The sequence below is a fragment of the Streptomyces odontomachi genome, assembly GCF_024435355.1.
GTDB classification, from domain to species: Bacteria; Actinomycetota; Actinomycetes; order Streptomycetales; family Streptomycetaceae; genus Streptomyces; species Streptomyces odontomachi.
The window spans coordinates 49,994-75,612 of sequence record NZ_JAMJWG010000013.1; the positions used below are offsets into that span (position 1 = coordinate 49,994).

A 25,619-nucleotide genomic window follows, 5' to 3' on the forward strand; every position below is an offset into this window, starting at 1 on the left:
GCGGAGACGATCGGTCCGGCGGGAACAAGAGGTACCGGCGCGGCGGGCGCGCAGGCAACCAACACGCCACACCCGGCCGAGAAACGCCGGGCGACGCGTGGAAGAAGCCGCCGGCGGCCGGAACCGCGACCGCGCGGCCCGTCGGTCACCGCACGAACCTACCTGCCGCCCGCCCGCGCCCACCCGACCGGTGCGCCACACGCCGGCGCGCGTCTTCCCTGACCGCTGTGCCACCATGCGCTGCCGTGCACCGCATCGCCGTGCAGGTCCACGCCGTGCCCCGGCGCGCCGGACCGCGTCCCGGTTTCCGTGCGTCGCCGCATGTCACCGCGGACGAGGCCGGGTCGGGAAACCGATGGCCGAACACACCCGCCGCTCCGGGTTCACTGTCGGCGCCGGGTCGTAGACTGCCACGCGACCCTTCCCAGGCCTCATCCGACGCCTGGCGTCTCCCTTTTCGTCTTCTTTTCGTCTACCGGTTCCGTTCGCTGGAGGTCCCCCGCCGTGGCGTCACCGTCCCAGAAGCCCCCGTTCACGCACCTGCACGTTCACACCCAGTACTCGCTGCTGGACGGTGCCGCGCGGCTGAAGGACATGTTCGCGGCCTGCCAGGAGATGGGCATGTCGCACATCGCCATGAGCGATCACGGCAACCTCCATGGGGCGTACGACTTCTTCCACTCCGCCAAGAAGGCCGGCGTCACCCCGATCATCGGCATCGAGGCCTACGTCGCCCCGGAGTCCCGGCGGAACAAGCGCAAGATCCAGTGGGGCCAGCCGCACCAGAAGCGTGATGACGTCTCCGGTTCCGGTGGCTACACGCACAAGACGATCTGGGCGGCCGACAAGACCGGCCTGCACAACCTCTTCAAGCTGTCCTCCGACGCGTATGCCGAGGGCTGGCTCCAGAAGTGGCCCCGGATGGACAAGGAGTCCATCTCCCAGCACTCCGAGGGGCTCATCGCCTCCACCGGCTGCCCCTCCGGCGAGCTCCAGACCAGGCTGCGCCTCGGCCAGTACGACGAGGCCCTGAAGGCGGCCGCCGAGTACCAGGACATCTTCGGCAAGGACCGCTACTTCCTGGAGCTGATGGACCACGGCATCGAGATCGAGCGCCGGGTACGCGACGGCCTGCTGGAGATCGGCAAGAAGCTCGGCATCCCGCCCCTGGTGACCAACGACTCGCACTACACGTACGCCCACGAGGCCACGGCCCACGACGCCCTGCTGTGCATCCAGACCGGCAAGAACCTCTCGGACCCCGACCGCTTCAAGTTCGACGGCACCGGCTACTACCTGAAGTCCACGGACGAGATGTACGCCATCGACTCCTCGGACGCCTGGCAGCAGGGCTGCGCCAACACCCTCCTGGTCGCCGAGCAGATCGACACCACCGGGATGTTCGAGAAGCGCGACCTGATGCCGAAGTTCGACATCCCGGAGGGCTACACCGAGGTCACCTGGTTCAAGGAGGAGGTGCGCCGCGGCATGGAGCGCCGCTTCCCCGGCGGCATCCCCGAGGACCGCCAGAAGCAGGTCGAGTACGAGATGGACGTCATCATCCAGATGGGGTTCCCGGGGTACTTCCTCGTCGTCGCCGACTTCATCATGTGGGCCAAGAACAACGGCATCGCGGTCGGCCCCGGCCGTGGCTCGGCGGCCGGCTCGATCGTCGCCTACGCCATGGGCATCACCGACCTGGACCCGATCCCGCACGGCCTGATCTTCGAGCGGTTCCTCAACCCCGAGCGCGTCTCCATGCCCGACGTCGACATCGACTTCGACGAGCGCAGGCGCGTCGAGGTGATCAGGTACGTGACGGAGAAGTACGGCGCCGACAAGGTCGCCATGATCGGCACGTACGGCAAGATCAAGGCCAAGAACGCGATCAAGGACTCCGCACGCGTGCTCGGCTACCCGTACGCGATGGGCGACCGGCTCACCAAGGCCATGCCCGCCGACGTCCTCGGCAAGGGCATCGACCTGGACGGCATCACCAACCCCTCGCACCCGCGTTACAACGAGGCGGGCGAGATCCGCGGGATGTACGAGAACGAGCCGGACGTCAAGAAGGTCATCGACACCGCCAAGGGCGTCGAGGGCCTGGTCCGGCAGATGGGCGTGCACGCCGCCGGCGTGATCATGTCCAGCGAGCCCATCGTCGACCACGCCCCGATCTGGGTGCGGCACACCGACGGCGTGACCATCACGCAGTGGGACTACCCCCAGTGCGAGTCGCTGGGCCTGCTGAAGATGGACTTCCTGGGCCTGCGCAACCTCACGATCATGGACGACGCCATCAAGATGGTGAAGGCCAACAAGGGCATCGACCTGGAGATGCTCGCGCTCCCGCTGGACGACCCCAAGACCTTCGAGCTGCTCTGCCGTGGTGACACCCTCGGTGTCTTCCAGTTCGACGGCGGCCCGATGCGCTCCCTGCTCCGCCAGATGCAGCCCGACAACTTCGAGGACATCTCCGCCGTCTCGGCCCTCTACCGGCCGGGCCCGATGGGCATGAACTCGCACATCAACTACGCGGAACGCAAGAACGGCCGCCAGGAGATCACCCCGATCCACAAGGAGCTGGCCGAGCCCCTCGAAGAGGTCCTGGCCGTCACCTACGGCCTGATCGTCTACCAGGAGCAGGTGCAGAAGGCCGCCCAGATCATCGCCGGTTACTCGCTCGGCGAGGCCGACATCCTGCGCCGTGTGATGGGCAAGAAGAAGCCCGACGAACTGGCGAAGAACTTCACCATCTTCCAGGCCGGCGCGCAGAAGAACGGCTACAGCGACGAGGCGATCCAGGCCCTGTGGGACGTCCTGGTGCCGTTCGCCGGCTACGCCTTCAACAAGGCGCACTCCGCCGCCTACGGCCTCGTCTCGTACTGGACCGCCTACCTCAAGGCCAACTACCCGGCCGAGTACATGGCGGCGCTGCTGACCTCCGTGAAGGACGACAAGGACAAGTCCGCCGTCTACCTGAACGAGTGCCGCCGCATGGGCATCAAGGTGCTCCCCCCGGACGTGAACGAGTCGCAGCACAACTTCGCCGCCCAGGGCGACGACGTGATCCTCTTCGGCCTGTCCGCCGTGCGCAACGTCGGCACCAACGTGGTCGAGGCGATCATCCGCAGCCGCAAGAGCAAGGGGAAGTACACCTCGTTCCCCGACTACCTCGACAAGGTCGAGGCGGTGGTGTGCAACAAGCGCACCACGGAGTCCCTGATCAAGGCCGGCGCCTTCGACACCATGGGCCACAGCCGTAAGGGCCTCACCGCCCACTACGAACCCATGATCGACAATGTGGTCCAGGTCAAGCGCAAGGAGGCCGAGGGACAGTTCGACCTCTTCGGCGGTATGGGGGACGAAGGCGGCGACGAACCCGGCTTCGGCATGGACGTCGAGTTCTCCACCGAGGAGTGGGAGAAGAGCTATCTCCTCGCCCAGGAACGCGAGATGCTCGGCCTGTACGTCTCCGACCACCCGCTCTTCGGCCTGGAGCACGTGCTGTCCGACAAGGCCGACGCCGGCATCGGTCAGCTCACCAGTGGTGACTACTCCGATGGGGCGATCGTCACCATCGGCGGCATCATCTCCGGACTCCAGCGCAAGATGACCAAGCAGGGCAACGCCTGGGCGATCGCCACCGTGGAGGACCTGGCGGGCTCCATCGAGTGCATGTTCTTCCCGGCCACCTACCAGTTGGTCTCCACCCAACTCGTCGAGGACGCGGTGGTCTTCGTCAAGGGCCGGCTCGACAAGCGCGAGGACGTGCCGCGCCTGGTGGCCATGGAACTGATGGTCCCGGACCTGTCCAACGCCGGTACCAACGCCGCCGTGGTGATCACCATCCCCACGGTGCGGGTGACCCCGCCGATGGTCTCCCGCCTGGGTGAGATCCTCAGCCACCACAAGGGCAACAGCGAAGTGCGCATCAAACTCCAGGGCGCCCGGAAGACCACCGTGCTGCGCCTCGACCGCCACCGTGTCCAGCCCGATCCGGCTCTCTTCGGCGACCTGAAGGTGCTCCTGGGACCCGCCTGCCTGGCGGGCTGAGCAGGGGTTCGACGAATCGCGCCCGCCCCCTCCGGGGGGCGGGCGTTCGGCGTACGTCCCGAGGGCGGGCGACGGCCCGCGCGGGGCCGTCTGGTCGCCGGCCCGACGAGGCGTTCGGCAACACACGAGGGGCGCACCCGACGCCGGGTGCGCCCCTCGCTGTTCGGGCCGTTGCCAAAACGGCACCGCGGGACGGCTCAGTTGTGGCCGAATCGCCGCTGTTTACCGCGTCCGGTACCCGCGGCGCCGCCGGATGTCGACCCGGGCGCGTCCGACTCGGCCTCGGCCACCGCGGACTTGGCCCGACCCGCGCCCGCCGCAGCGGTGGGGGTGCCGGCCACGCCCTTGAGGCGCTGGGGGAGTTGCTGCCTGCCGGCCTGCTTGCGGTTCCTGTTCTTGGCCATGGTGATCAGCCTCCTATGGGGGATCTGGGGCCGGATCCAGATTCACATACGGCGCCAAGGTGTGCATGCCGGACAATTACCGTGTGTAATAGGTCCTGTAGGGGTGCCGGCCATCGATGCGCCACGCCGAAGATCGAGTTCAAACCGTTAACCCTCGTACGGTCGGGCAGACTCGCAGGGAACGGGAGCGGCGCCCGTGCGGACCGGCGCGACGGGCTCGGGCGGCCCGCACCCGGCGGACCGGGCCGGGTTCGGCCGGGGTGCGACCGAGGGTGGAGACCCGGAGCGCCCCCGGAGAGACGAAGGAAGAAGGTGGATCGCGTGGACCGCTGCATCGTCCTGGTGGACGCCGGCTATCTGCTGGGGGCAGCCGCGAGCCTGCTCGCCGGTGAGCCCTCACGGTCCCGCATCTCTGTCGATCACGCCGCCCTCATCCAGGGGCTGCGGGAGCGCGCCGAGTCGGACACCCAGTGTCCACTGCTGCGCATCTACTGGTTCGACGGCGCCCCCGACCGGGTGCCCCAGCCCGAGCACCGCAGACTGCGCGTGATGCCCCGGGTGACCGTCCGGCTGGGCGCTCTGACCCGCAGCGACGGCCGTTGGGCGCAGAAGGGCGTGGACGCCGCGATGCACGCCGAGCTGACCGAACTGGCCCGTAACCGCGCCTGCGCCGACGTCGTCCTGGTGACCGGCGACGGCGATCTGCTGCCGGGCATGATGGCGGCCAAGGAGCACGGCGTCGCCGTCCACCTGTGGGCCGTGCAGGCCGCCGACGGCGACTACAACCAGTCGGAGGACCTGGTCGCCGAGGCCGACGAGCGCCGGGTGCTCGACCGTGCCTGGATCATCCGCGCGGTGCGGGCGAAGGAGATCGGCGGGGTCTGCGCGCCGCCGCCCGCGCCCCGTCCCGAGATCGCCGCGATCCTCTCCGCGCCGCTGCCGGAGGCTGCGCTCGCCGGCCCGGCGGAACCGTCCGCGGCCTCCGACGCCGACACCGACCCGCACCGCGGCCCGGCCGCCCCGGCGGCGAACGGTTCCGCGGCCCGCGGCCACGGCACCAAGGGCGTGCCCACCCCCAAGGACCTGGCCGTGCTGCGCGGCCCCACGGGCCACGGCCCGGCGCAGCCGGCGAGCGCCACCCTGCGGTGGTCCTCGGACAAGGGCTGGGTCGACCGCCCCGCCGCCGAGTCCCAGGAGGCGGCGGCGCTGCCCGTGCTGGCCCAGCTCACCACCGCCGAGCAGCGCTGGGCGGACCGCGAGGAGGACATCACCACGGTCGGCGGCGACCCGCTCGAGGTCGGACAGGTCTTCGCGCGCCGCTGGATGGCCCGGCTGCCCGAGCCCGTCCACCTGGCGACGCTCTCCGCCCTCTACCCGCGCATCCCGCACCGCATCGACGGCGAGCTGCTGCGCTACGCCGCACGCTTCGGGCTGCTCGCACACAAGGACGACCAGATCGACGAGCGCGATCGGTACGCCATCCGGGCGGGGTTCTGGCGCGAGATCGAGGCGCACGCACCGGGGCAGACGGCGGCGGGGGAGTAGGGCCTTCGGGGCTCCCGGGGAGGCGAGCGCGCGCTTCCAGGGGCGCGGTACCGGGTGGTCACCGCCCCCGCCGTCACCCGCCCCCGTCACCCACCCCCGCAGACGGGAGCGGGGCGTCAGCCCCGGGACCGGACCCCGTAGGCTCGTCCTTTGTGAGTACGCGCACCGCACGGCCCGAAGACGACACGGACGTCGTGTGTACCGTGCGGGATCTCGTGAAGACGTATCCCGCCCCACGCACCCCCTTGCGTGGCCTGCGCGGCGGCGGCCGCGGCGCCCCCGAAGCGCTCCAGCTCCAGGGGAGCGCCGGCGTGCGCGCCACCGACGGGGTGGGCCTGGACGTTCGGCGGGGCGAGATCTTCGGGCTGCTCGGGCCCAACGGCGCGGGCAAGTCCACCCTGGTACGCCAGCTGACCGGCCTGCTGCGGCCCGACCATGGCACCATCCGCATCCTCGGCCACGACATCGTGCGCCACCCCGAGCGCGCCGCGCGCATCCTCGCGTACCTGGGACAGGAGTCCACCGCGCTGGACGAGCTGACGGTCGCCCTCGCCGCCGAGACCACCGGGCGGCTGCGCGGCCTGACCACGGGCGCCGCGCGGGCCGCGCGGGACGCGATCCTCGACGAGCTGGGTCTCACCCCGCTCGCCGCCCGCCCGCTGAAGAAGCTCTCCGGCGGTCAGCGCCGGCTGGCCTGCTTCGCGGCGGCGCTGATCGGCGAGCGGCCCCTGCTCGTGCTGGACGAGCCGACCACCGGCATGGACCCGGTGGCGCGCCGGGCCGTGTGGGCGGCCGTCGACCGCCGCCGGGCCGAGCAGGGCACGACGGTGCTGCTGGTCACCCATAACGTCATCGAGGCGGAGACGGTGCTGGACCGGGTCGCGGTGCTCGACCGCGGCCGGGTCATCGCCTGCGACACCCCCGCCGGCCTGAAGGAACGGGTGGCCGAACAGGTCCGGGTCGAGCTGGTGTGGCGCTCGGACGCACCCCTGGAGGTCCCGGAGGTCGCCGCGCTGCGCCCGGCCGCCGTCGTCTCCGGGCGGCGTTGGGCGCTGCGGCTCGGCCCCGACGAGGCCCGCGCCGCCGTCGCGGCCGTCACCGGAGGTGCCGCCTTCGCGGCCCTGGACGACTTCACCCTGGCCACCCCCAGCCTGGAGGACGCCTACCTGGCGCTCGGCGGCAGCGAGAGCGGCGTGAAGGGACTGGTGAAGGCATGACCCGGGCCCACTCCACCGGCGCACCCGGCCGTACCACCCACCCCGACCACGCGACGCCGCCCGACCACCAGGCCGACAGGGCTTCCGTCCCCGGTGACCGGTCCGCCGGAACCGTCCGCCGGGACGCTGCCGCCGCCACGGAGCAGTCCCCGGAGGCCACCGCGCCCGGGGGACCGGCCACACCCGAGTCACCGGCCGGACCGCCCACCCCCCAGGCACCCCCCGCCCGCCAGGCGCCGCTCGGCCCGCGGGCCAGGCTGCTGCCCGCGCTGGACGCCGTGTACCGCGCCCAGCTCTCCCGCGCCCGGGTCGCCCGGATCCCGCTGCTCTTCGTGGCCACCTTCCAGTCCGTGGGGATCATGATCCTGATGCGCGGTGTGGTGGACGACGCCGCGGGCGCCCGGGCCGTGGTGGCCGGCTCGTCCGTGCTGGTCGTGGCGTTCGTCGCGCTCAATCTGCTCGCCCAGTACTTCGGCCAGCTGCGGGCCGGCGGCGGGCTCGACCACTACGCCACCCTGCCGGTACCGCCCGCGGCCGTGGTGCTGGGGGCGGCCGCCGCCTACGCGTCGTTCACGGTGCCGGGCACGGTGGTCACCGCGGCCGTCGGCTGCCTGCTCTTCCAGCTCCCGCTGGCGCATCTGTGGGTGCTGGTGGCCGTGATCCCGCTCGCGGGTGCCGCGCTCTCCGGCCTGGGAGCCGCCCTCGGACTGCTCGCGCCGCGCCCCGAACTCGCCACGCTCCTCGGCCAGCTGGGCATGTCGGCGGCGCTGCTGCTCGGTGTGCTGCCGGCCGGCCGGATGCCGCTGCCCATCCGGTACGCGCGCGACCTGCTCCCGTCGACCTACGGCGTCGAGGCCTTCGAGCGCACCTTCGGTGCCCACCCCGACTGGCCCGTGGTCGGACTCGACCTCGCCGTGTGCGCGGCCGTCGGTGTTGTCTCGCTCGCCGCCGCCGCCTGGGCCTACCGCCGGGCGGCCGTCCGGTGACGCGCGCCACGAGGGCGTTTGGCACGATGTGAGGGTGACCGCACCGTTGACTCCATCACCGCATCATCAGCCCGCGCACGACTCCTGGCCCGTCCAGGACCCCTATCCGGGCGGAGCCGGGCCCGCCGAGCCCCACGGAGAGGACGGTCCCGGATTGAAGACCGAGGTACGGCAGGCCGCAGTGATCGCCGTCGCGCTGGCGGTGTGCGGTGCGCTGCTCGGGCTGCTCTGGCTGTGGCTGGCCCCCCACGTGCCGCTGATCTCCGACGACCATGCGGTGTACCTCAAGGACAGCGAGGGGGAGCAGGCCGTCGGGGTGGACGGCATGTTCACGCTGCTCGCCGCCGGCTTCGGGGTGCTCAGCGGTCTCGTCGTCTTCCTGGTGCGCCGCGCGGGCGGCATCCCGCTGGTCGTCGGGCTCGCCCTGGGCGCCCTGCTCGGTGCGGTGGTGGCCTGGCGGCTGGGGGTCTGGCTGGGGCCCGAGCAGGACGTGGCGGCGCACGCCCGGCAGGTGGGCAAGGGCGTCACGTTCGACGCCCCGCTGGAACTGAAGGCCAAGGGTGCGCTGCTCGCCTGGCCGGTGGTGGGCCTGCTCGTGCACCTGGGGCTCACGGCACTCTTCGGGCCGCGCGACCCGGAGCCGGAGTTCGTGGCCGGACCGGAATTCTCGGACGGGCCGGCGCCGGCCCCGCATCCCTCGCACGGCGAGTCCCAGAAGTAGCCCCACCGGAGTCCCCGGGGCAGGCGCGCGGCGCGGCACGCCAGCTCCCGGGCCCCGTCAGCGCTTGCTGATCGGTGCCACCACCGCCCCGGTGAGGGACGCGAGGTCCTTCGGGGCCAGCTCGACCTCCAGACCGCGGCGGCCCGCGGAGACGCAGATGGTGGGGTGGTCGTGCGCGGAGGCGTCCAGCACCGTGGGGAGCTTCTTGCGCTGGCCCAGCGGTGAGATGCCGCCGCGCACGTAGCCGGTGGTGCGCTCGGCGGCGGCCGGGTCGGCCATGGTCGCCCGCTTGGCGCCGACCGCGGCGGCCAGCGCCTTCAGGTCGAGCGAACCCGCAACCGGTACGACGGCGACCGTGAGCGCGCCGTCCACCTCGGCGACCAGGGTCTTGAACACCCGCTCGGGCGGTACGCCCATCGCCTCGGCGGCCTCCTCGCCGTACGAGGAGTGCGCGGGGTCGTGCTCGTAGGAGTGCAGCGTGAAGTCGGTGCCGGCGGCCGTCAGCGCGACCGTGGCCGGCGTGCCGCCCGCCTGCTGGGCCTTGCGTGCCTTCTGTGCCTTCTTCGCCATGGTCCTGGGAGTTCTCCGGGGTCTGCGTTCAGTTGAGGCTGGTCGGACCCCGGGTCAGGTCGATCGCGGGCAGCGACGGCAGGTTGCGGATGACGGCCGTCTCGGCGCGCAGCAACCGCAGCTCGTCGCGCAACCGTGAGGCCGTGTCGGGCGCCTGGAGCAGCCGTTGCTTCGTGGGAGTGTCGAGCACGGCGGCCGCGGCCACCAGGTACGACACCACCGACGGCTCGTCCGGCAGGTCCGCGTCGGTCGACAACGAGCGTTCCCGGGCACCGGCCAGCCGCTTCTGGTAGGTCCTGAACGCCCGCAGCACGCCCTGGGCGAGCGCCCCTGCCTCGTCGCCCGGCTCCTCCGGCAGCTCCTGGAGCTCCGCCGTCAGAAACGCCCCGGAGGCGTCCACGGACTGCAACCGGACACGGGTGGTGCCCGTGGCGAGCACCTCGAAGCTGCCGTCGGCGCGCTCCCGGATGGTCGCCGCGTCCGCGATGCAGCCCACCCCGTGGAAGGCCTTGGCCGGGTCCGCGCCGAAGCCCGCGGCGGGGCCGCGCTGCGGCGGTGCCGTCTGGTCCGGCATGCCGGGGGCACTGGGCGCCACCTCGTGGCCGTCCCGGATCGCCACGACGGCGAATCGGCGGGGTTCGCCCTCGGGAGTCTTGAGCAGTTCGCGCATCATGGCGCGATAACGCTCCTCGAAGATGTTCAGGGGCAGGACGAGCCCAGGGAAGAGCACCGAGTTCAGCGGGAAGAGCGGCAGCCGGAGGGTCGTCACGAGCGGCAAGCCTAATGGCCCACGGCCCGGTCCGGTGCGGTGTCCACACACGGGTGACGTACGGCTCGCCGAAAACAGGACGTTCGTCGTGCCCCGGGCGGTTCCCGACACGCCCCTCCGGCGGTGGTGTCCCGAAGCGCGGGACGCACCGCCGGAGCGCGCTGGGGTCGCCCGCGCCTACCCCCGCCGCAGCAGCCGCGACGCACCCGCCGCCACCGTCGTCGCCAGGATCCAGCCGAGGGAGATGACGACCGAGGCCGCCCACTGCCAGTGGGCGGGCAGGTCCCAGTGGCCGTCCTGGCCGAAGTCGATCACGGGGATGAGCAGGTCGAGGGCGAACAGCGGTGCGTTCCAGGTGGGTTTCTCCTGGGGGTCGATGGGGTGGTGCGGGGCGTGTGCGAAGGCGATGGCGCCGGCCGCCCATATCACCGCCATCCACAGTGCGGCCCGGCCCGGACGGTAGCCGTAAGCCACCGTCCAGTCCTGGGCGTAGCCCCACAACTTGGCCGCGATCGGCAGGGTCGCCCGGCGCCGGCGCTGCTTGGCGAGCAGCACCCGCCGGGCGTCGGCGTCCTCGCCGCTGCTGCGCAGCACCGCGGCGAGCTTCTCGTACGGCTCCGGGTTGTACTCGGGGGTGGCGGCGGCCAGCCACTCCAGGCGCAGGGAGAGCGGGAAGAAGCCGTGCGCGACCAGGTTCTCGTAGTTGAAGCCCCCCATCCTCAGGCCGCCGGCCAGCGGCCAACTCGCCGAGCGGTCGATGAGGGTGATCACCCGCGCACCGGAGAGCACCACCTGGCCGCGCTCCGGGCGCTCGCCCAGGAAGCGCAGCTCCGGCGTCTGGATGCGGCGCAACGACAGCTCCTGGTCGTTCTCGAAGAAGAAACGGGCCTGGCTCATGTCGATCGAGTCGCCGAACCTGCCGTCGTCGAGCCGGATCCCGCCACGGCACTCGAAGCGCTGCACCCGGGTGCCGCGGGCCGGAGTCGCGCCGCTGGTGAGCGTGGGGTTGGTGGCGCTCGCCGGAGTCAGGTAGAGGGTCCGCTCGACGGACATCTGGGGGGCGTTCAGCGCACGGCGGCCGTAGGCCTGGGTGAGGCGGCTGCCGCGCAGGCTGAGCGAGACGCCGACCTGGGCGCCGCGCAGGCTCAGCTCGCCGTGCGACTCCATCAGCTCGGCCGTGAGGTCCTGGCCGACGGTCAGGCCGTCGCCCATGATCGACCTGCCGTGCCGGTCGCGGTAGATGACGGCCTGATTGAGCAGCAGGTCGGTGCCGATGTGCGCGTCCGTCAGGCGTATGCCGTTCTGCAGGCGGCAGCGGGCCAGGTGCAGATCGCCCTCGGTGTGCAGCCGGGCGGCCTCCACGCGCGGTATGGCGCAGTCGATCAGGCGCAGGGTGGTCAGCCGGGCCTCCGGGAGCAGCATCTCCTGCTCGAAGCGGCACCCGCGCAGCTCGATGTACGGCGTCACCTGGCCGCCGGCCAGGTCGAGGACGCCCGTGACCTGTACGCCCCCCAGCTTCAGCGAGGACACCCGGCCGGGCAGCGCTGGCGGCCCGTCCAGCAGCAGCCAGGCCACGATCCGGGCCCGCACGCTGCGTTCGGGACCCCAGGGGTGGGCGCCGTGCGGATCGTCGACCGCTTCATCGCCGCTGCGCAGGTCGTAGACCGTGCCGTTGCGGAAGGCCTGCCACATGCCGACCTCGGCGCTGGTCAGTCCGTCCGGTGGTTCCCCGGCGGTGGTGATGGTGGCGGTGGTGCCCTCGGCCACGACGTTTCGTCCTCTCCCCGTTCGATGTGGCTGTGTCGTTGGTGCCTGCGCCCGCAGTGTGCCCGCCCTCGGTGTGGAGGGGTCCGTGCCGCGTCGGCACGGGCGCTCGTGCCTGCGGCGTGTGGGTGGACGGGTGCCTGTGTCCTGCGACGGTGTCGTGCGGTGCGTGCGGTGCGTGCGGTGGACTGTGGTGTGGTGCGCGCGGTGGACTGCGGTGCGGTGGGTGTGCGGCTGCGTGCGTGAAAAGGTGCTTCACCTCTGCATGTGGTGCATGTGGTGCATGTGGTGCGTGTGGTGCGTGTGTCTGGTGCGCGTGGTGGGTGCGGGGGCCGGGTGGCGGCCGGCGGGGTGCGGGTGTGCGCCGGTGCGCTCGGCTCCGACCGGCCCGACGGACCGGCCACCTGTTCGCTGACCCGTCCGCTTGCGTCACTCTGTCGCATCCGGACCGTTCGCTACTAGGCACCTTCGTACATCGTTCATGCCCGGAGCGTGACGATTTGAACATCAACGGTCACCATCCGTGGAGAATTCGACGAAACTCTGGGGCGCCAGGCGCGTGTGTCGATCAGTGAGGCGCGTTTCACTCAGTGATACGGGCGCCCTGAGCTGCCGAGCGGTCTGAGAGAATTGGCCATGTGATCTCCCGAATCGATCTGCGCGGTGACGCCCTTCCTGACGGCGACGCCCTGCGCGACCTGCTGCCACGAGCCGAGTTCGACGTCGAGGCCGCCCTGGAGAAGGTGCGGCCCATCTGCGAGGACGTGCATCATCGCGGTTCGGCAGCGGTCATCGACTGGGGCGAGAAGTTCGACGGGGTCCGCCCGGAGAGCCTGCGGGTGCCGGCGAAGGAGATCGAGAAGGCCCTGGCCGATCTGGACCCGGCCGTGCGCGCCGCCCTGGAGGAGTCCATCGCGCGGGCCCGTCGCGTCCACCGCGACCAGCGCCGCGCCGCCGTCACCACCCAGGTCGTGCCCGGCGGCACGGTCACCGAGAAGTGGGTGCCGGTCGACCGCGTCGGCCTCTACGTGCCCGGCGGCCGGTCCGTCTACCCGTCCTCCGTGGTGATGAACGTGGTCCCCGCGCAGGAAGCCGGTGTGACCGCCGTCGCCGTCGCCTCGCCGCCGCAGAGCGAGTTCGACGGCCTGCCGCACCCGACGATCCTCGCCGCGTGCGCCCTGCTCGGCGTCGACGAGGTCTACGCTGCCGGCGGCGCCCAGGCGGTCGCCATGTTCGCCTACGGCACCGCTGACTGCCCTCAGGTGGACCTGGTCACCGGCCCCGGAAACATCTACGTGGCCGCCGCCAAGCGCCTCCTCAAGGGCCGCATCGGCATCGACGCCGAGGCGGGACCCACCGAGATCGCCATCCTCGCGGACGCCACCGCAGACCCGGTGCACGTCGCCGCCGACCTGATCAGCCAGGCCGAGCACGACCCGCTGGCCGCCGCCGTCCTGGTCACCGACGCCACCGAGCTGGCCGACGCCGTCGAGCGCGAACTGGCGCCCCAGGTCGCCGCCAGCAAGCACGTCAAGGACCGCATCGAGCCCGCGCTGGCCGGCAGGCAGTCCGCGATCGTGCTGGTCGACGGCCTGACGGAGGGCCTGCGCGTGGTCGACGCCTACGCCGCCGAGCACCTGGAGATCCAGACCGCCGACGCCGTGGCCGTCGCCCAGCGGGTCCGCAACGCCGGCGCGATCTTCGTCGGCCCCTGGTCACCGGTGTCCCTGGGCGACTACTGCGCCGGGTCCAACCACGTGCTGCCCACCGGAGGCTGCGCCTGCCACTCCTCGGGCCTGTCCGTGCAGTCCTTCCTGCGCGGCATCCACATCGTCGACTACACCCGGCAGGCGCTGGCCGACGTCGCCCACCACGTGGTGACGCTCGCCGAGGCGGAGGACCTGCCCGCCCACGGCGCGGCCATCAAGGCAAGGTTCGAATGGAAGGTGCCCACCGAGTGACCAGCGACGCCACCACCGGCGCCCCGGCCGGCGCCGCCCGCGTGACGCACATCGACGACCTCCCGGTACGCGACGAGCTGCGCGGCCAGTCCCCCTACGGGGCACCCCAGCTGGACGTCCCCGTGCGGCTGAACACCAACGAGAACCCCTACCCGCTGCCCGGGCCGCTCGTCGAGCGCATCGCCGAGCGGGTACGCGAGGTCGCCCGCGACCTCAACCGCTACCCGGACCGCGACGCGATCGCGCTGCGCACCGGGCTCGCCGACTACCTGAACCGCACCGGCGGCGTCGAGCTCGGCGTCGAGCAGGTCTGGGCGGCCAACGGCTCGAACGAGGTCATCCAGCAGCTGTTGCAGACGTTCGGCGGCCCCGGGCGCAGCGCCATCGGCTTCGAGCCGTCGTACTCGATGCACAGCCTGATCGCCCGCGGCACCGGCACCCGCTGGATCGCCGGACCCCGCGAGGCCGACTTCACCATCGACGTCGAGGCCGCCACCCGAGCCATCGCCGAACACCGCCCGGACGTGGTCTTCGTCACCACTCCGAACAACCCGACCGGCAACGCGGTCCCCGCCGAGACGATCGTCGCGCTCTACGAGGCCGCACAGCGCGCCAAGCCGTCGATGGTGATCGTCGACGAGGCGTACGTCGAGTTCAGCCACGGCACCTCGCTGCTGCCGCTGCTCGCCGGCCGGCCGCACCTGGTCGTCTCGCGCACCATGTCGAAGGCGTTCGGTGCGGCCGGGCTCCGGCTCGGCTACCTGGCCGCCGACCCGGCGGTCGTCGACGCCGTCCAGCTGGTGCGGTTGCCGTACCACCTCTCGGCCGTCACCCAGGCCACCGCGCTCGCCGCCCTGGAACACACCGACACGCTCCTGAAGTACGTCGAGCAGCTGAAGGCCGAGCGCGACCGGCTGGTGGCCGAGCTGCGTACGATCGGCTACGAGGTGACCACGTCGGACGCGAACTTCGTGCAGTTCGGCCGCTTCGAGGGGCCCGGTGGAGCGCACGCCGCCTGGCAGCGCATCCTCGAGAGAGGCGTCCTGATCAGGGACAACGGCGTACCCGGCTGGCTGCGCGTCTCGGCAGGCACCCCCAAGGAGAACGACGCGTTCCTCGACGCGGCGCGCGATCTGATCAAGGAGCAGGAGCACAACGGATGACCCGCATCGGACGCGTACTGCATGTCCCGGGGGGCACCCCCCGGACCCCCGGCCGATCGCGTGGCGACGGTTCGGCGGGACGGCGAGCCGCACAAGGAGACCCCCGATGACCCGCATCGGACGCGTACTGCATGTCCCGGGGGGCACCCCCCGGACCCCCGGCCCATCGCGTGGCGACGGTTCGGCGGGACGGCGAGCCGCACAAGGAGACCCCCGATGACCCGCATCGGACGCGTGGAGCGCAGCACCAAGGAAACCTCGACGGTCGTCGAGATCGACCTCGACGGCACCGGTCAGGTCGCCGTCTCGACCGGTGTCGGCTTCTACGACCACATGCTCGACCAGCTCGGCCGGCACGGTCTGTTCGACCTGACCGTGAAGACCGAGGGCGACCTGCACATCGACTCGCACCACACCATCGAGGACACCGCACTCGCCCTCGGTGCCGCCTTCAAGCAGGCGCTCGGCGACAAGGTGGGCATCTACCGCTTCGGCAACTGCACGGTTCCCCTGGACGAGTCGCTCGCCCAGGTCACCGTCGACCTCTCCGGTCGCCCCTACCTGGTGCACACCGAGCCGGACAACATGGCGCCGATGATCGGCTCCTACGACACCACCATGACCCGGCACATCCTGGAGTCGTTCGTCGCGCAGGCGCAGGTCGCGCTGCACGTCCACGTGCCCTACGGGCGTAACGCCCACCACATCGTGGAGTGCCAGTTCAAGGCGCTGGCCCGGGCGCTGCGGTATGCCAGCGAGCGTGACCCGCGGGCCGCGGGCATCCTCCCCTCGACGAAGGGCGCCCTGTAGCCATGAACGCCGGATCCACCGCACTGATCGTCCTCGGCCTCTTCTTCGTCGGCGGGATCATCTCCTTCGTGAAGCAGGGCATGCCGAAGGGCCTCATCGTGCTGGTCTCGCTCGGCTCGGTGGCCTGCCTGGTCCTCGGCTTCATGCGGCTGGAGGTGGGGAGTTGACCGCAGCCAAGAACGTCGTGGTCTTCGACTACGGCTTCGGCAACGTGCGCTCCGCGGAGCGTGCCGTGGCCCGCGCCGGAGCCGACGTCGAGATCACCCGCGACTACGACAAGGCGATGAACGCCGACGGCCTCGTCGTCCCCGGCGTCGGCGCCTTCGCGGCCTGCATGAAGGGCCTGACGGAGGTGCGCGGCGACTGGATCGTCGGGCGGCGCCTGGCCGGCGGGCGCCCCGTGCTGGGCATCTGCGTCGGCATGCAGATCCTGTTCGCCAGCGGCATCGAGCACGGCGTGCAGACCGAGGGCCTGGCCGAGTGGCCCGGCACCGTCGAGCCGTTGCAGGCCGACGTGGTCCCGCACATGGGATGGAACACCGTCGAGTCACCCGAGGACTCCCGGCTCTTCGCCGGCCTCGACCCGGAGGACCGCTTCTACTTCGTGCACTCCTACGCCGTCCAGCACTGGACCCTGGAAACCGTGAACCCGGCGATGCGCGCCCCCCAGGTCACCTGGTCGACCCATGGCGCGCCCTTCGTGGCCGCCGTGGAGAACGGCCCGCTGTCGGCCACCCAGTTCCACCCCGAGAAGTCCGGCGACGCCGGAGCCCAGCTGCTGACCAACTGGATCGAGACCCTGTGACCATGGCCGAGACCCGTACGCTCGAACTCCTCCCCGCCGTCGACGTCCGCGACGGGCAGGCCGTGCGCCTCGTGCACGGCGAGTCCGGCACCGAGACGTCCTACGGCTCCCCCCTGGAGGCCGCTCTGGCCTGGCAGCGCGCCGGCGCCGAGTGGCTGCACCTCGTCGACCTGGACGCCGCGTTCGGCACCGGCGACAACCGTGCGCTGGTCGCCGAGGTCACCCGCGCGATGGACATCAAGGTCGAGCTGTCCGGCGGCATCCGCGACGACGACACCCTCGCCGCCGCGCTCGCCACCGGCTGCACCCGGGTCAACCTGGGCACCGCCGCGCTGGAGACCCCGGAATGGGTCGCCAAGGTCATCGCCGAACACGGCGACCGGATCGCCGTCGGCCTCGACGTGCGCGGCAGGACCCTGCGCGGCCGTGGCTGGACCCGCGACGGCGGCGACCTCTTCGAGACGCTCCACCGGCTCGACACAGAGGGCTGCGCCCGGTACGTGGTCACCGACATCGCCAAGGACGGCACCCTCAAGGGTCCGAACCTGGAACTGCTGCGTTCGGTGTGTGAAGCAACGGACCGGCCCGTGGTGGCCTCCGGAGGCGTCTCGTCCCTGGATGACCTGCGGGCCATCGCCGCGCTGGTGCCCGCGGGCGTGGAGGGCGCCATCGTCGGCAAGGCCCTGTACGCGAAGGCGTTCACCCTGGAGGAGGCCCTGGAGACGGTGGCCGGGACGGGGGCGTCATGACGCAGGACGTGCGGCGGGTGCAGAGCGGCTCGCCCTGGGAGGACAGCATCGGGTTCGCCCGGGCGGTCGCCGCGGGTGACCGTGTCCTCGTCGGCGGCACCACCTCCTTCAAGGACAGCGTGCTCTACGGCGAGGGCGACCCGTACGAGCAGACCAAGGTCGCCTTCGGTACCGCCCTGGACGCCATCGCCGGTTTCGGTCTCGGCATCGACTCCGTCATCCGCACCCGCATGTACCTCACGCACCTCCGTGACGTGGACGAGGCGGGCCGGGCGCACCGGGAACTCTTCGACGCGGTCCGGCCGGTGTCGACGCTGGTGGTCGTCTCCGGCTTCGTCGACCCGCGCATCCTGGTCGAGGTCGAGCTGGAGGCGTACCGGGGCCCGGCACCGGCCGGGCAGGAGCAGTCCGCTCCGGCCGAAGGAGGGACGACGGCATGACCCTGGCGGTCCGAGTCATTCCCTGCCTTGACGTGGACGGTGGCCGGGTCGTCAAGGGCGTCAACTTCCAGAACCTCCGCGATGCGGGCGACCCCGTCGAGATGGCCAAGGTCTACGACGCGGAGGGCGCCGACGAGCTGACGTTCCTCGACATCACCGCGTCGTCGGGCAACCGCGAGACGACCTACGACGTGGTACGCCGCACCGCCGAGCAGGTCTTCATACCGCTCACCGTGGGCGGCGGCGTACGCCGGACCGAGGACGTCGACCGGCTGCTGCGCGCCGGCGCCGACAAGGTCGGCGTGAACACGGCCGCGATCGCCCGCCCCGAGCTGATCCGCGAGATCGCCGAGCGGTTCGGCCGCCAGGTGCTGGTGCTCTCCGTCGACGCCCGCAGGAACCCGGCGGTCGGCGGCAGCGGCTTCGAGGTGACCACGCACGGCGGCCGTCGCGGCACCGGCATCGACGCCGTCGACTGGGCGCACCAGGCCGCCGACCTCGGCGCGGGCGAGATCCTGCTCAACTCGATGGACGCCGACGGCACCAAGGACGGCTACGACGTCGAGATGATCGCCGCCGTCCGCAAGCACGTCACCGTGCCCGTCATCGCCTCCGGGGGAGCCGGCCGGCTGACCGACTTCCCGCCCGCCGTCACCGCGGGCGCCGACGCGGTCCTCGCCGCCTCCGTCTTCCACTTCGGTGATCTGCGCATCGGCCAGGTCAAGGAGACCCTCCGGGAGGCGGGACAGCCGGTGCGGTGAAGCGGCGTTCCGTGTGAGCCCCGGCCACCTGGTGGCCGGGGCTTTCGTCTGCGCAGAAGCGAAAGGAAACTTGCACAAATAATATTGCGCAAGTTTTCTTTCGCTTCTAGGGTCAGGGGCATGGCAAGCAAGGAGAACCGCCGGATCGACGATCTGGACACCCTCAAGGCGCTCGCCCATCCGCTGCGCCTCCAGCTCTACCGGCTGCTGTTCATGGCCGGCTCGGCCACCGCCTCACAGCTCGCCGAGCAGGTCGACGAGGCCGTCTCGCTGGTCAGCTACCACGTGCGCAAGCTCGCCGCACACGGGCTGATCGAGCAGGCCACCCCGCCCCGCCGGGACGCCCGGGAGCGCTGGTGGCAGCCGGCGTCGGAGGGCGTCTCCATCCACGACGAGGACTTCCGGGACGCACCGGAGAAGGTCGCCACCCACCTGGCGGCGTCCCGGCTCTTCCTGGAACAGCGCGCCGCGATGTACCGCACCTTCCTCGACGAGCGCGCCCACTGGGGTCCGGAGTGGAACAAGGCCGCGTCCGACAGTGAGGCCCTGCTCCAGCTGACCGCCTCCGAGCTGGCGGGTCTGAAGGAAGAGTTGCTCGCCGTGGTCAGGAAGTACGACGAGCAAGGGCGGGCCCGGGCGGACGCCGGCGCCACCGAAGGCCGCGAGCACGTGGCCCTGCACATGTACGGATTCCCGTTCCGCGTCTGAGAGGACCCGCCCGTGACCGCCGCCCTCACGCCCTCGGCCACCTCGGCCCCCGGCAGACCGGCCCACCGCGATCGCAACGTGCTGCGCTGGCTCGCCGGCTACACCTCGTCGATGGCCGGCGACAACGTCTACTACGTCGCCCTGTCCTGGGCCGCCGTCCAGGCCGGGTCACCCTCGCAGGCCGGTCTCGTGATGTCCGCCAGCGCGCTGCCGCGCGCCGTGCTGCTGCTGGGCGGGGGAGTGGTCGCCGACCGGTTCGGGCCGCGCAGGGTCGTCATCGCCAGCGACGCCGTGCGCTGCACGGCCGTGCTCGCGGTGGCCGCTCTGCTCTACACCACCCGCCCCGGGCTGTGGCCGCTGGCCCTGCTCGCGCTGGTCTTCGGCATCGTCGACGCCGTGTTCCTGCCCGCGGTGGGCGCGCTTCCGGCCCGCATCACCGGCCGGGAGCAGCTCGCCCGGGTGCAGGGCATGCGCGGCCTCGGACTGCGGTGTGCGACCGTCGTGGGCGCCCCGCTCGGCGGGTTGTGCGTGGCGGCCGGCGGCGCGGCAGCCGCCTTCGGACTCGCCGGACTGCTGATCGCCGCGTCCGTGCCGTTGCTGGTCCTGGTCAGGGAGCGGCAACCGGCTCCGGACGACGACACGACGGCCCCCCGCCCCGCCGACACGACGGCCCCCCGCCCCGCCGGCACGGCGGCCGCCCGCCCCGGCACCGCCTGGCGCGATCTGCTCGCCGGCGTGCGCTACATACGCGGGCACCGGGTCCTGGGCCCGCTGATGGTGGCCATCGCGCTCGGTGACCTCGGCTTCGTCGGCCCGCTGAACGTGGGCCTGACCCTGCTGGCCGACCAGCGCGGCTGGGGCGCCTCCGGCGTGGGCTGGGTGCTCGCCGGGTTCAGCGTCGGCGCCGGGGGCGCGTCGTTGCTGCTGGCCGTGCGGGGCCGGCTGCCGCACGCCGGGCAGCTGGCCGGGTACACGATCCTGGCCGGCTCGGTTGCGATCGGGGCCCTGGCGCAGCTGCCGGGAATCGCCGGCGGTGTCCTGGTGGCCCTGCTGATCGGGCTGTTCACGGGCCTCAGCGGCGCCCTGTGCGGCGCCCTGCTCCAGACCCACGCCGACCCCGTCTACCTGGGCCGCGTCACCTCCGTCGCCAGCCTGGCCAGCCTGGGCCTCGCCCCGCTCAGCATGCCGCTGGCCGCCGCGGCGATCGGGACCTGGGGCACCGGGCCGGTGTTCGCCGGGAGTGCGGCGGTCTGCGGGCTCGGCGGGGTCGTGGCGCTCTGCGTCCCCGGCCTGCGCCGTGCCGAACTACCGCGCTGACCTGCCGTCGCGCCCGGTTCCGGCCCATGCGCCGCACCGGCACGGCACGGGCCGCCGGCGGGGCGCGGTCTCAGAACCCCAGTTCCCTGCTGTCCTGGACCTTGGCGATCGCGTCCTTGTCGCCCTCCAGCTCCACCGAGGCCGCGCTCTGCCGGCCGTACGTGAACAGCAGCAGCTCCGACGGCTCACCGGTCGCCGTCACCACCGGAGTGCTCTTGTTGGCGACCGCCGTCCGGCCGTCCGGGCGGCGCAGCACCAGACCGGTCGGGCTGCCGCGGCCCATCAGACGGGCACTGCGCGTCAGCCGGGACCACAGGGTGTCCTGGAAGACCGGGTCGAGCTCGCGCGGTGTCCAGTCCGGCTGGGCGCGGCGGACGTCCTCGGTGTGCACGTAGAACTCGACGGTGTTGGCCGCCTCGTCGATCTGCTTGAGCGAGAACGGCGAGAACCGGGGCGGTCCGGTGCGGATGAGCTGGATCAGCTCCTCGTACGGCTTCGCGGCGAATTCCCCCATCACCCGCTCCAGGCGGGGCGCGAGCTGCTTGATCAGCACGCCACCCGCGGCGTCCGGGCGACGCTCGCGCACCACCACGTGCGCCGCCAGGTCACGGGTCCGCCAGCCGTCGCAGAGGGTGGGTTCGTCCGGCCCCGCGGTCTCCAAGAGATCGGCGAGCAGTAGCCGTTCGCGCTTGGCAAAGGTCGACATGCGGTCAGCCTACGACCGAGTAGGGGGTCCGCCCAATGGACACCCCCGGAGAGGAGTGCACGGACCGCGGCACAATGGCACCCATGACGTGCACGCCCCCACCCAGCGGCCTGGACCCGGCCGTCGCCGCCCGCCTCAAGCGCACCGCCGACGGGCTGGTGCCCGCCATCGCCCAGCAGTACGACACCGGTGAGGTGCTGATGCTGGGGTGGATGGACGACGAGGCCCTGCACCGCACGCTGACCACCGGCCGCTGCACCTACTTCTCGCGCAGCCGGCAGGAGTACTGGGTCAAGGGCGACACCTCCGGGCACGTCCAGTACGTGAAGTCCGTCGCCCTGGACTGCGACGCGGACACCGTCCTGGTACAGGTCGACCAGGTCGGCGCCGCCTGCCACACCGGCGACCGCACCTGCTTCGACGCCGACGTGCTGCCCCTCGCGCCGGCGGCCACCGACGCCGCGGGTGACCGCACGGCGCAGCCGCGCGGCACCGGTGTCACAGGTGCGCCGGACCCGGCCCGCCCGCGCCGGTAGGGTCCTCGGCCATGGATCTCGACACCTTCCGCAAGCTGGCCACCGACCGCCGCGTGATCCCCGTCAGCCGCAAGCTCCTCGCGGACGGCGACACCCCGGTCGGGCTCTACCGCAAGCTCGCCGCCGAGCGCCCCGGCACCTTCCTGCTGGAGTCCGCGGAGAACGGCCGGTCCTGGTCGCGGTACTCCTTCGTGGGCGTGCGCTCCGCCGCCACCCTCACCGCGCGTGACGGCCAGGCCCACTGGCTCGGCACCCCACCGGTCGGCGTGCCGGTCGAAGGCGACCCCCTGAAGGCGCTGCGCGCCACCGTCGAGACCCTGCACACCCCGCACGACCTGGCCGCCGGCATGCCGCCCTTCACCGGCGGGATGGTCGGCTACCTCGGCTACGACATCGTGCGCCGCCTGGAGAAGATCGGCCCCGGCGACCACGACGACCTGAACCTGCCCGAACTGACCATGCTGCTCACCTCCGACCTGGCGGTCCTCGACCACTGGGACGGCACGGTGCTGCTCATCGCCAACGCCATCAACCACAACGACCTCTCCACCGGCGTCGACGAGGCGTACGCGGACGCCGTCGCCCGGCTCGACGCCATGGAGGCCGACCTGTCACGCGCCGTGGTCCAGCCGCCGGCCGCGCTGCCGGCCTCCGAGCTGCCGGAGTTCACCGCACGCTGGGGCGGCCCGGACTTCCGGGCGGCCGTGGACGACGTCAAGGAGCGCATCCGCGCGGGCGAGGCCTTCCAGGTGGTGCCCTCCCAGCGCTTCGAGACCGAGTGCACCGCAAGCGCCCTCGACGTCTACCGGGTGCTGCGGGCCACCAACCCGTCGCCCTACATGTACCTCTTCCGCTTCCCGTGCGAGGACGGCGCGGCCTTCGACGTCGTCGGCTCCAGCCCGGAGGCCCTGGTGAAGGTGGCGGACGGGCAGGCGCTGCTGCACCCGATCGCCGGGACCCGGCCGCGTGGCGCCACACCCCAGGAGGACCAGGCCCTGGCCGAGGAGCTGCTCGCCGACCCCAAGGAGCGTGCCGAGCACCTGATGCTCGTCGACCTCGGGCGCAACGACCTCGGCAGGGTCTGCACCCCCGGCTCGGTCGAGGTCGTCGACTTCATGTCCGTCGAGCGCTACTCCCATGTGATGCACATCGTCTCCACGGTCACCGGGCGGGTCGCCGAGGGCCGCACCGCCTTCGACGTGCTGACTGCCTGCTTCCCCGCCGGCACCCTGTCCGGTGCGCCGAAACCGCGCGCCATGCAGATCATCGACGAGCTGGAGCCGGCCCGCCGCGGCCTGTACGGCGGCTGCGTCGGCTATCTGGACTTCGCCGGCGACTCCGACACCGCCATCGCCATCCGCACCGCCCTGCTGCGCGACGGCACGGCATACGTGCAGGCCGGCGCCGGGATCGTCGCCGACTCCGACCCGGTCGCCGAGGACACGGAGTGCCGCAACAAGGCGGCGGCCGTGCTGCGCGCGGTGCACACCGCGAACCGTCTCGCGGGACGTCAGCGGTCCGCCGGCTGAGCCGCCCCGCAACCCCGCCGGCCGGGCCTACCCACCCCGGCCGAACGGTTCGCACCGGGCGTGAGGGATAGTGGGGGGGTGACTTCCGCAGTACCACAGCCCCGCACCAACTCCCAGACCGGGTCCCCGCAGACCACGGCGCGCTGGGGGCGCCTGCCACGCCGCTCGGCCGGCGGGGGAGGGCGCCGCAGTCTGGCCGCCGCCCTGCTGCTCGGCTCCGCCGGCGCGGCCGTGGCCCTGCTCGCCACCCGCCAGGGCTGGGCCGAGGGCACGGCCGCGGCAGGCGGCGGACAGGTCTCGCTGACCGCCAAGGGCAGCGATGTCACCGGCGTGCCGGCCGCCCTCGCCATCGTGGGCCTCGCCGCCCTCGTCGCGGTCTTCGCGGTCCGGCGCACCGGGCGCACCCTGGTGTCCGCACTGCTCGTGCTGAGCGGCGCCGGCACCGTGGCGGCAGCGGCCTTCGCCGCCACCGGCGACCAGGCCGGCTCGGCGCTCGACGAGGAGGCCGCACGGGTCTCCGGTGACGCCGCGGCCACCGTGCACGCGCTCAGCCACACCGCCTGGCCGTTCGTCGCCGCCGCGGGCGGTGCCCTCATCCTCTGCGCCGGCCTGCTCGCCCTGCGCTACGGGCGAGGCTGGCCCAGCATGTCAGGCCGCTACGAGCGGGACGGCGCGCCACGCGCCCGCGCCCAGCGCCCCCTGGACCCCGACCGCCCCGAGGACCTGTGGAAGGCCCTCGACCGCGGGGAGGACCCGACGGAAGGGAGCTGAGGCTCCCGGCCGTCCGGCAGAGGCACTGCGTCCGGAGTCCGGCACGGCGCTCCTGCGTCCGGCGTCCGGCGCGGCTCCAGCGGCCGGCATCCGGCCCGGCCGCGGCAGACATCCCGCACGTCCCGCACGTCCCTCCCGCGCCCGGTACCGCCCTCGGGAGCCGTTCGTCCTGGCCACCCCGGAATCGTGTGCCGCCCGCCGTGCGGGACAATGAGCGGCAAGCGGCCACGCCCGCGCCACAAGGGCGTACCGGGTGGGACGCCCGGGGCATCACGCCCCAAGCCGATCGCCTACGCAACAGCTACAAGGAGCACGTCATGGCGGGCAGTACCAGCCACGGACACGGACACACCCCGGCCGCCTGGACCGGTGTCATCATCGCCTTCCTCGGGTTCTGCGTCGCGGGCGCGTTCATGGTCATGGACAACCCCGTCGGCTTCTGGGTCGGCATCGGCGTCATCCTCCTCGGCCCGATCGCCGGCGGCGTCATGCGCCTGGCCGGGCTCGGCCAGGAGCGCAAGTCGGCACCGCACACCGCCGTGTCGGAGAGCTGACCCGGCACCCCCCCCCCCCGCGCGTCCGGGCGTCGCGCCGGGTGCGGGCCGCGGTGTCCGAGAGGCGACCTGGGCGGGAAACCCGATGGGCTGAGAGACTGCACCGGTGTCCCCCTTTTTCAGAGCTCGGTTCGCCTCCGGGCGCCTCAGCCGGTGTCGAGAGGGCGATCGTGCTCAGCCCTCCTTCGTCGGGCCTCCGCGCGGTCGCCCTCTCGACACCGGCGCGCCCTTCGGCTCACTCGCTGCCCCGGACCCACGGGGTATGCACCCGGTACCGTCGGACCGCCCCGGCTCAGCTCTCCGCCGGCTGCTGGTTCCCGGTGGCCTGCTCGTCGTGGTGGGCGCCGCGCTGGCCTATGTCGGCGCCGTCGATCCGAACCGGCCGGGCCACTACCCCGTCTGCCCGTTCCGGGCCCTCACCGGCCTGTGGTGCCCCGGCTGCGGCGGACTGCGCTGCGCCCGTGCGCTGGTGCACGGCGACCTGCCCACCGCCCTGGGGGCCAACGCCCTCGCGGTCGCCGGATTCGCCGCCTGCGCGGTGCTGTGGATCGCCTGGGTGGTGCGCTCGGCCCAGGGGCGACCGTTCGCCGTCCGACTCCGGCCCGGTCACCAGTGGACGGTCGGCACCCTGATCCTGGTCTTCACGATTGTCCGAAACTTTCCCCTGGGTGGCTGGCTCCATCCTTGATCAGCTCGTGATCGTCCAGGTAGTGAGCCGGCGACCGCCCGGATGCGGGGCCGGCGCCTTCCTGCGGATACCATCGCAGTGACCACGGT

General features: G+C 72.3%; 25 protein-coding genes. 20 read left to right on the forward strand and 5 right to left on the reverse strand.

All coding sequences use genetic code 11. The annotated features are described in order from the left end of the window. Positions 1 to 504 precede the first annotated feature (504 nt). On the forward strand, positions 505 to 4,056 hold the full coding sequence (dnaE, locus tag NQO67_RS25000; RefSeq protein WP_255952489.1) for a DNA polymerase III subunit alpha: 3,552 nt from the start codon (positions 505 to 507) through the stop codon (positions 4,054 to 4,056). Between the two features lie 197 nt (positions 4,057 to 4,253). Here dnaE and NQO67_RS25005 read toward each other — a convergent pair whose 3' ends face one another. Beyond that, positions 4,254 to 4,460 (reverse strand): hypothetical protein, encoded by a 207-nt coding sequence (locus NQO67_RS25005; RefSeq protein WP_255952490.1) that lies wholly within the window; start codon positions 4,458 to 4,460, stop codon positions 4,254 to 4,256. A gap of 321 nt (positions 4,461 to 4,781) precedes the next feature. Here NQO67_RS25005 and NQO67_RS25010 point away from each other — a divergent pair, with 321 nt between their 5' ends. The 4 genes from NQO67_RS25010 (at position 4,782) to NQO67_RS25025 (ending at position 8,929) form a co-directional block, all read left to right on the forward strand. Continuing rightward, the gene (locus NQO67_RS25010) at positions 4,782 to 6,005 is read left to right on the forward strand and encodes an NYN domain-containing protein (protein WP_255952491.1); all 1,224 of its coding nucleotides are present in this window, start codon (positions 4,782 to 4,784) and stop codon (positions 6,003 to 6,005) included. A gap of 194 nt (positions 6,006 to 6,199) precedes the next feature. Continuing rightward, positions 6,200 to 7,222, forward strand: a complete 1,023-nt coding sequence (locus tag NQO67_RS25015; protein ID WP_255952697.1) for an ABC transporter ATP-binding protein — start codon at positions 6,200 to 6,202, stop codon at positions 7,220 to 7,222. After that, positions 7,219 to 8,208 carry an ABC transporter permease gene (locus NQO67_RS25020; RefSeq protein WP_255952492.1) on the forward strand — a complete coding sequence of 330 codons (990 nt, stop codon included), beginning with the start codon at positions 7,219 to 7,221 and terminating at the stop codon, positions 8,206 to 8,208. Before NQO67_RS25015 ends, NQO67_RS25020 begins: the two co-directional genes overlap by 4 nt. Positions 8,209 to 8,242: 34 nt before the next feature. After that, the gene (locus NQO67_RS25025; RefSeq protein WP_255952493.1) at positions 8,243 to 8,929 is read left to right on the forward strand and encodes a hypothetical protein; all 687 of its coding nucleotides are present in this window, start codon (positions 8,243 to 8,245) and stop codon (positions 8,927 to 8,929) included. 57 nt (positions 8,930 to 8,986) lie between these two features. Here NQO67_RS25025 and ybaK read toward each other — a convergent pair whose 3' ends face one another. The 3 genes from ybaK to NQO67_RS25040 all read right to left on the reverse strand — a co-directional run bounded on the left by ybaK (position 8,987) and on the right by NQO67_RS25040 (position 11,960). Beyond that, on the reverse strand, positions 8,987 to 9,499 hold the full coding sequence (ybaK, locus tag NQO67_RS25030) for a Cys-tRNA(Pro) deacylase (RefSeq protein WP_255952494.1): 513 nt from the start codon (positions 9,497 to 9,499) through the stop codon (positions 8,987 to 8,989). A 28-nt stretch (positions 9,500 to 9,527) separates the two neighbouring features. Beyond that, positions 9,528 to 10,268: an LON peptidase substrate-binding domain-containing protein gene (locus NQO67_RS25035; protein WP_255952495.1), complete on the reverse strand. Its 741-nt coding sequence runs from the start codon at positions 10,266 to 10,268 to the stop codon at positions 9,528 to 9,530. Between the two features lie 177 nt (positions 10,269 to 10,445). Beyond that, positions 10,446 to 11,960, reverse strand: a complete 1,515-nt coding sequence (locus tag NQO67_RS25040) for an oxidoreductase (RefSeq protein WP_255952698.1) — start codon at positions 11,958 to 11,960, stop codon at positions 10,446 to 10,448. A gap of 710 nt (positions 11,961 to 12,670) precedes the next feature. Between NQO67_RS25040 and hisD the strand changes: the two genes are divergently transcribed. The 10 genes from hisD (at position 12,671) to NQO67_RS25090 (ending at position 20,746) form a co-directional block, all read left to right on the forward strand. After that, positions 12,671 to 13,993: a histidinol dehydrogenase gene (gene hisD / locus NQO67_RS25045; protein ID WP_255952496.1), complete on the forward strand. Its 1,323-nt coding sequence runs from the start codon at positions 12,671 to 12,673 to the stop codon at positions 13,991 to 13,993. 41 nt (positions 13,994 to 14,034) lie between these two features. Continuing rightward, positions 14,035 to 15,156, forward strand: a complete 1,122-nt coding sequence (locus tag NQO67_RS25050) for a histidinol-phosphate transaminase (RefSeq protein ID WP_255952699.1) — start codon at positions 14,035 to 14,037, stop codon at positions 15,154 to 15,156. 216 nt (positions 15,157 to 15,372) lie between these two features. Then, the gene (hisB, locus tag NQO67_RS25055; RefSeq protein ID WP_255952497.1) at positions 15,373 to 15,966 is read left to right on the forward strand and encodes an imidazoleglycerol-phosphate dehydratase HisB; all 594 of its coding nucleotides are present in this window, start codon (positions 15,373 to 15,375) and stop codon (positions 15,964 to 15,966) included. Positions 15,967 to 15,968: 2 nt separating this feature from the next. Next, positions 15,969 to 16,133 carry a CG2302 family histidine operon protein gene (locus NQO67_RS25060; protein WP_255952498.1) on the forward strand — a complete coding sequence of 55 codons (165 nt, stop codon included), beginning with the start codon at positions 15,969 to 15,971 and terminating at the stop codon, positions 16,131 to 16,133. Next, complete coding sequence (gene hisH, locus NQO67_RS25065; RefSeq protein WP_374119104.1) at positions 16,091 to 16,771, forward strand: imidazole glycerol phosphate synthase subunit HisH; 681 nt, start codon at positions 16,091 to 16,093, stop codon at positions 16,769 to 16,771. Before NQO67_RS25060 ends, hisH begins: the two co-directional genes overlap by 43 nt. A 2-nt stretch (positions 16,772 to 16,773) precedes the next feature. Then, positions 16,774 to 17,520, forward strand: a complete 747-nt coding sequence (gene priA / locus NQO67_RS25070; RefSeq protein WP_255952500.1) for a bifunctional 1-(5-phosphoribosyl)-5-((5-phosphoribosylamino)methylideneamino)imidazole-4-carboxamide isomerase/phosphoribosylanthranilate isomerase PriA — start codon at positions 16,774 to 16,776, stop codon at positions 17,518 to 17,520. Further along, positions 17,517 to 17,960, forward strand: a complete 444-nt coding sequence (locus NQO67_RS25075; protein ID WP_255952502.1) for a RidA family protein — start codon at positions 17,517 to 17,519, stop codon at positions 17,958 to 17,960. The genes priA and NQO67_RS25075 overlap by 4 nt, the downstream gene beginning before the upstream one ends. After that, positions 17,957 to 18,721: an imidazole glycerol phosphate synthase subunit HisF gene (gene hisF / locus NQO67_RS25080; RefSeq protein ID WP_255952503.1), complete on the forward strand. Its 765-nt coding sequence runs from the start codon at positions 17,957 to 17,959 to the stop codon at positions 18,719 to 18,721. Before NQO67_RS25075 ends, hisF begins: the two co-directional genes overlap by 4 nt. Before the next feature lie 120 nt (positions 18,722 to 18,841). Then, entirely contained in the window at positions 18,842 to 19,429 is a 588-nt protein-coding gene (locus NQO67_RS25085; protein WP_255952504.1) for an ArsR/SmtB family transcription factor, read from the forward strand. Between the two features lie 12 nt (positions 19,430 to 19,441). Further along, a complete protein-coding gene (locus tag NQO67_RS25090; protein WP_255952505.1) occupies positions 19,442 to 20,746 on the forward strand; it encodes an MFS transporter in 1,305 nt (434 codons plus the stop codon). A gap of 70 nt (positions 20,747 to 20,816) precedes the next feature. On the opposite strand, the gene NQO67_RS25095 is transcribed toward NQO67_RS25090, so the two are convergent. Further along, the gene (locus tag NQO67_RS25095) at positions 20,817 to 21,452 is read right to left on the reverse strand and encodes a TIGR03085 family metal-binding protein (RefSeq protein ID WP_255952506.1); all 636 of its coding nucleotides are present in this window, start codon (positions 21,450 to 21,452) and stop codon (positions 20,817 to 20,819) included. 83 nt (positions 21,453 to 21,535) lie between these two features. On the opposite strand from NQO67_RS25095, the gene hisI reads away from it, so the two are divergent. The 5 genes from hisI to NQO67_RS25120 all read left to right on the forward strand — a co-directional run bounded on the left by hisI (position 21,536) and on the right by NQO67_RS25120 (position 25,530). Next, positions 21,536 to 21,988: a phosphoribosyl-AMP cyclohydrolase gene (gene hisI, locus NQO67_RS25100; RefSeq protein ID WP_255952507.1), complete on the forward strand. Its 453-nt coding sequence runs from the start codon at positions 21,536 to 21,538 to the stop codon at positions 21,986 to 21,988. 11 nt (positions 21,989 to 21,999) lie between these two features. Next, positions 22,000 to 23,517, forward strand: coding sequence for an anthranilate synthase component I (locus NQO67_RS25105; protein WP_255952508.1), 1,518 nt, complete (start codon positions 22,000 to 22,002; stop codon positions 23,515 to 23,517). 153 nt (positions 23,518 to 23,670) lie between these two features. After that, positions 23,671 to 24,288, forward strand: a complete 618-nt coding sequence (locus NQO67_RS25110) for a TIGR02234 family membrane protein (protein WP_255952700.1) — start codon at positions 23,671 to 23,673, stop codon at positions 24,286 to 24,288. Between the two features lie 317 nt (positions 24,289 to 24,605). Beyond that, positions 24,606 to 24,842: an HGxxPAAW family protein gene (locus NQO67_RS25115; RefSeq protein WP_255952509.1), complete on the forward strand. Its 237-nt coding sequence runs from the start codon at positions 24,606 to 24,608 to the stop codon at positions 24,840 to 24,842. Between the two features lie 262 nt (positions 24,843 to 25,104). Next, positions 25,105 to 25,530, forward strand: a complete 426-nt coding sequence (locus tag NQO67_RS25120) for a DUF2752 domain-containing protein (protein ID WP_255952510.1) — start codon at positions 25,105 to 25,107, stop codon at positions 25,528 to 25,530. The last annotated feature ends 89 nt before the right edge of the window (positions 25,531 to 25,619 follow it).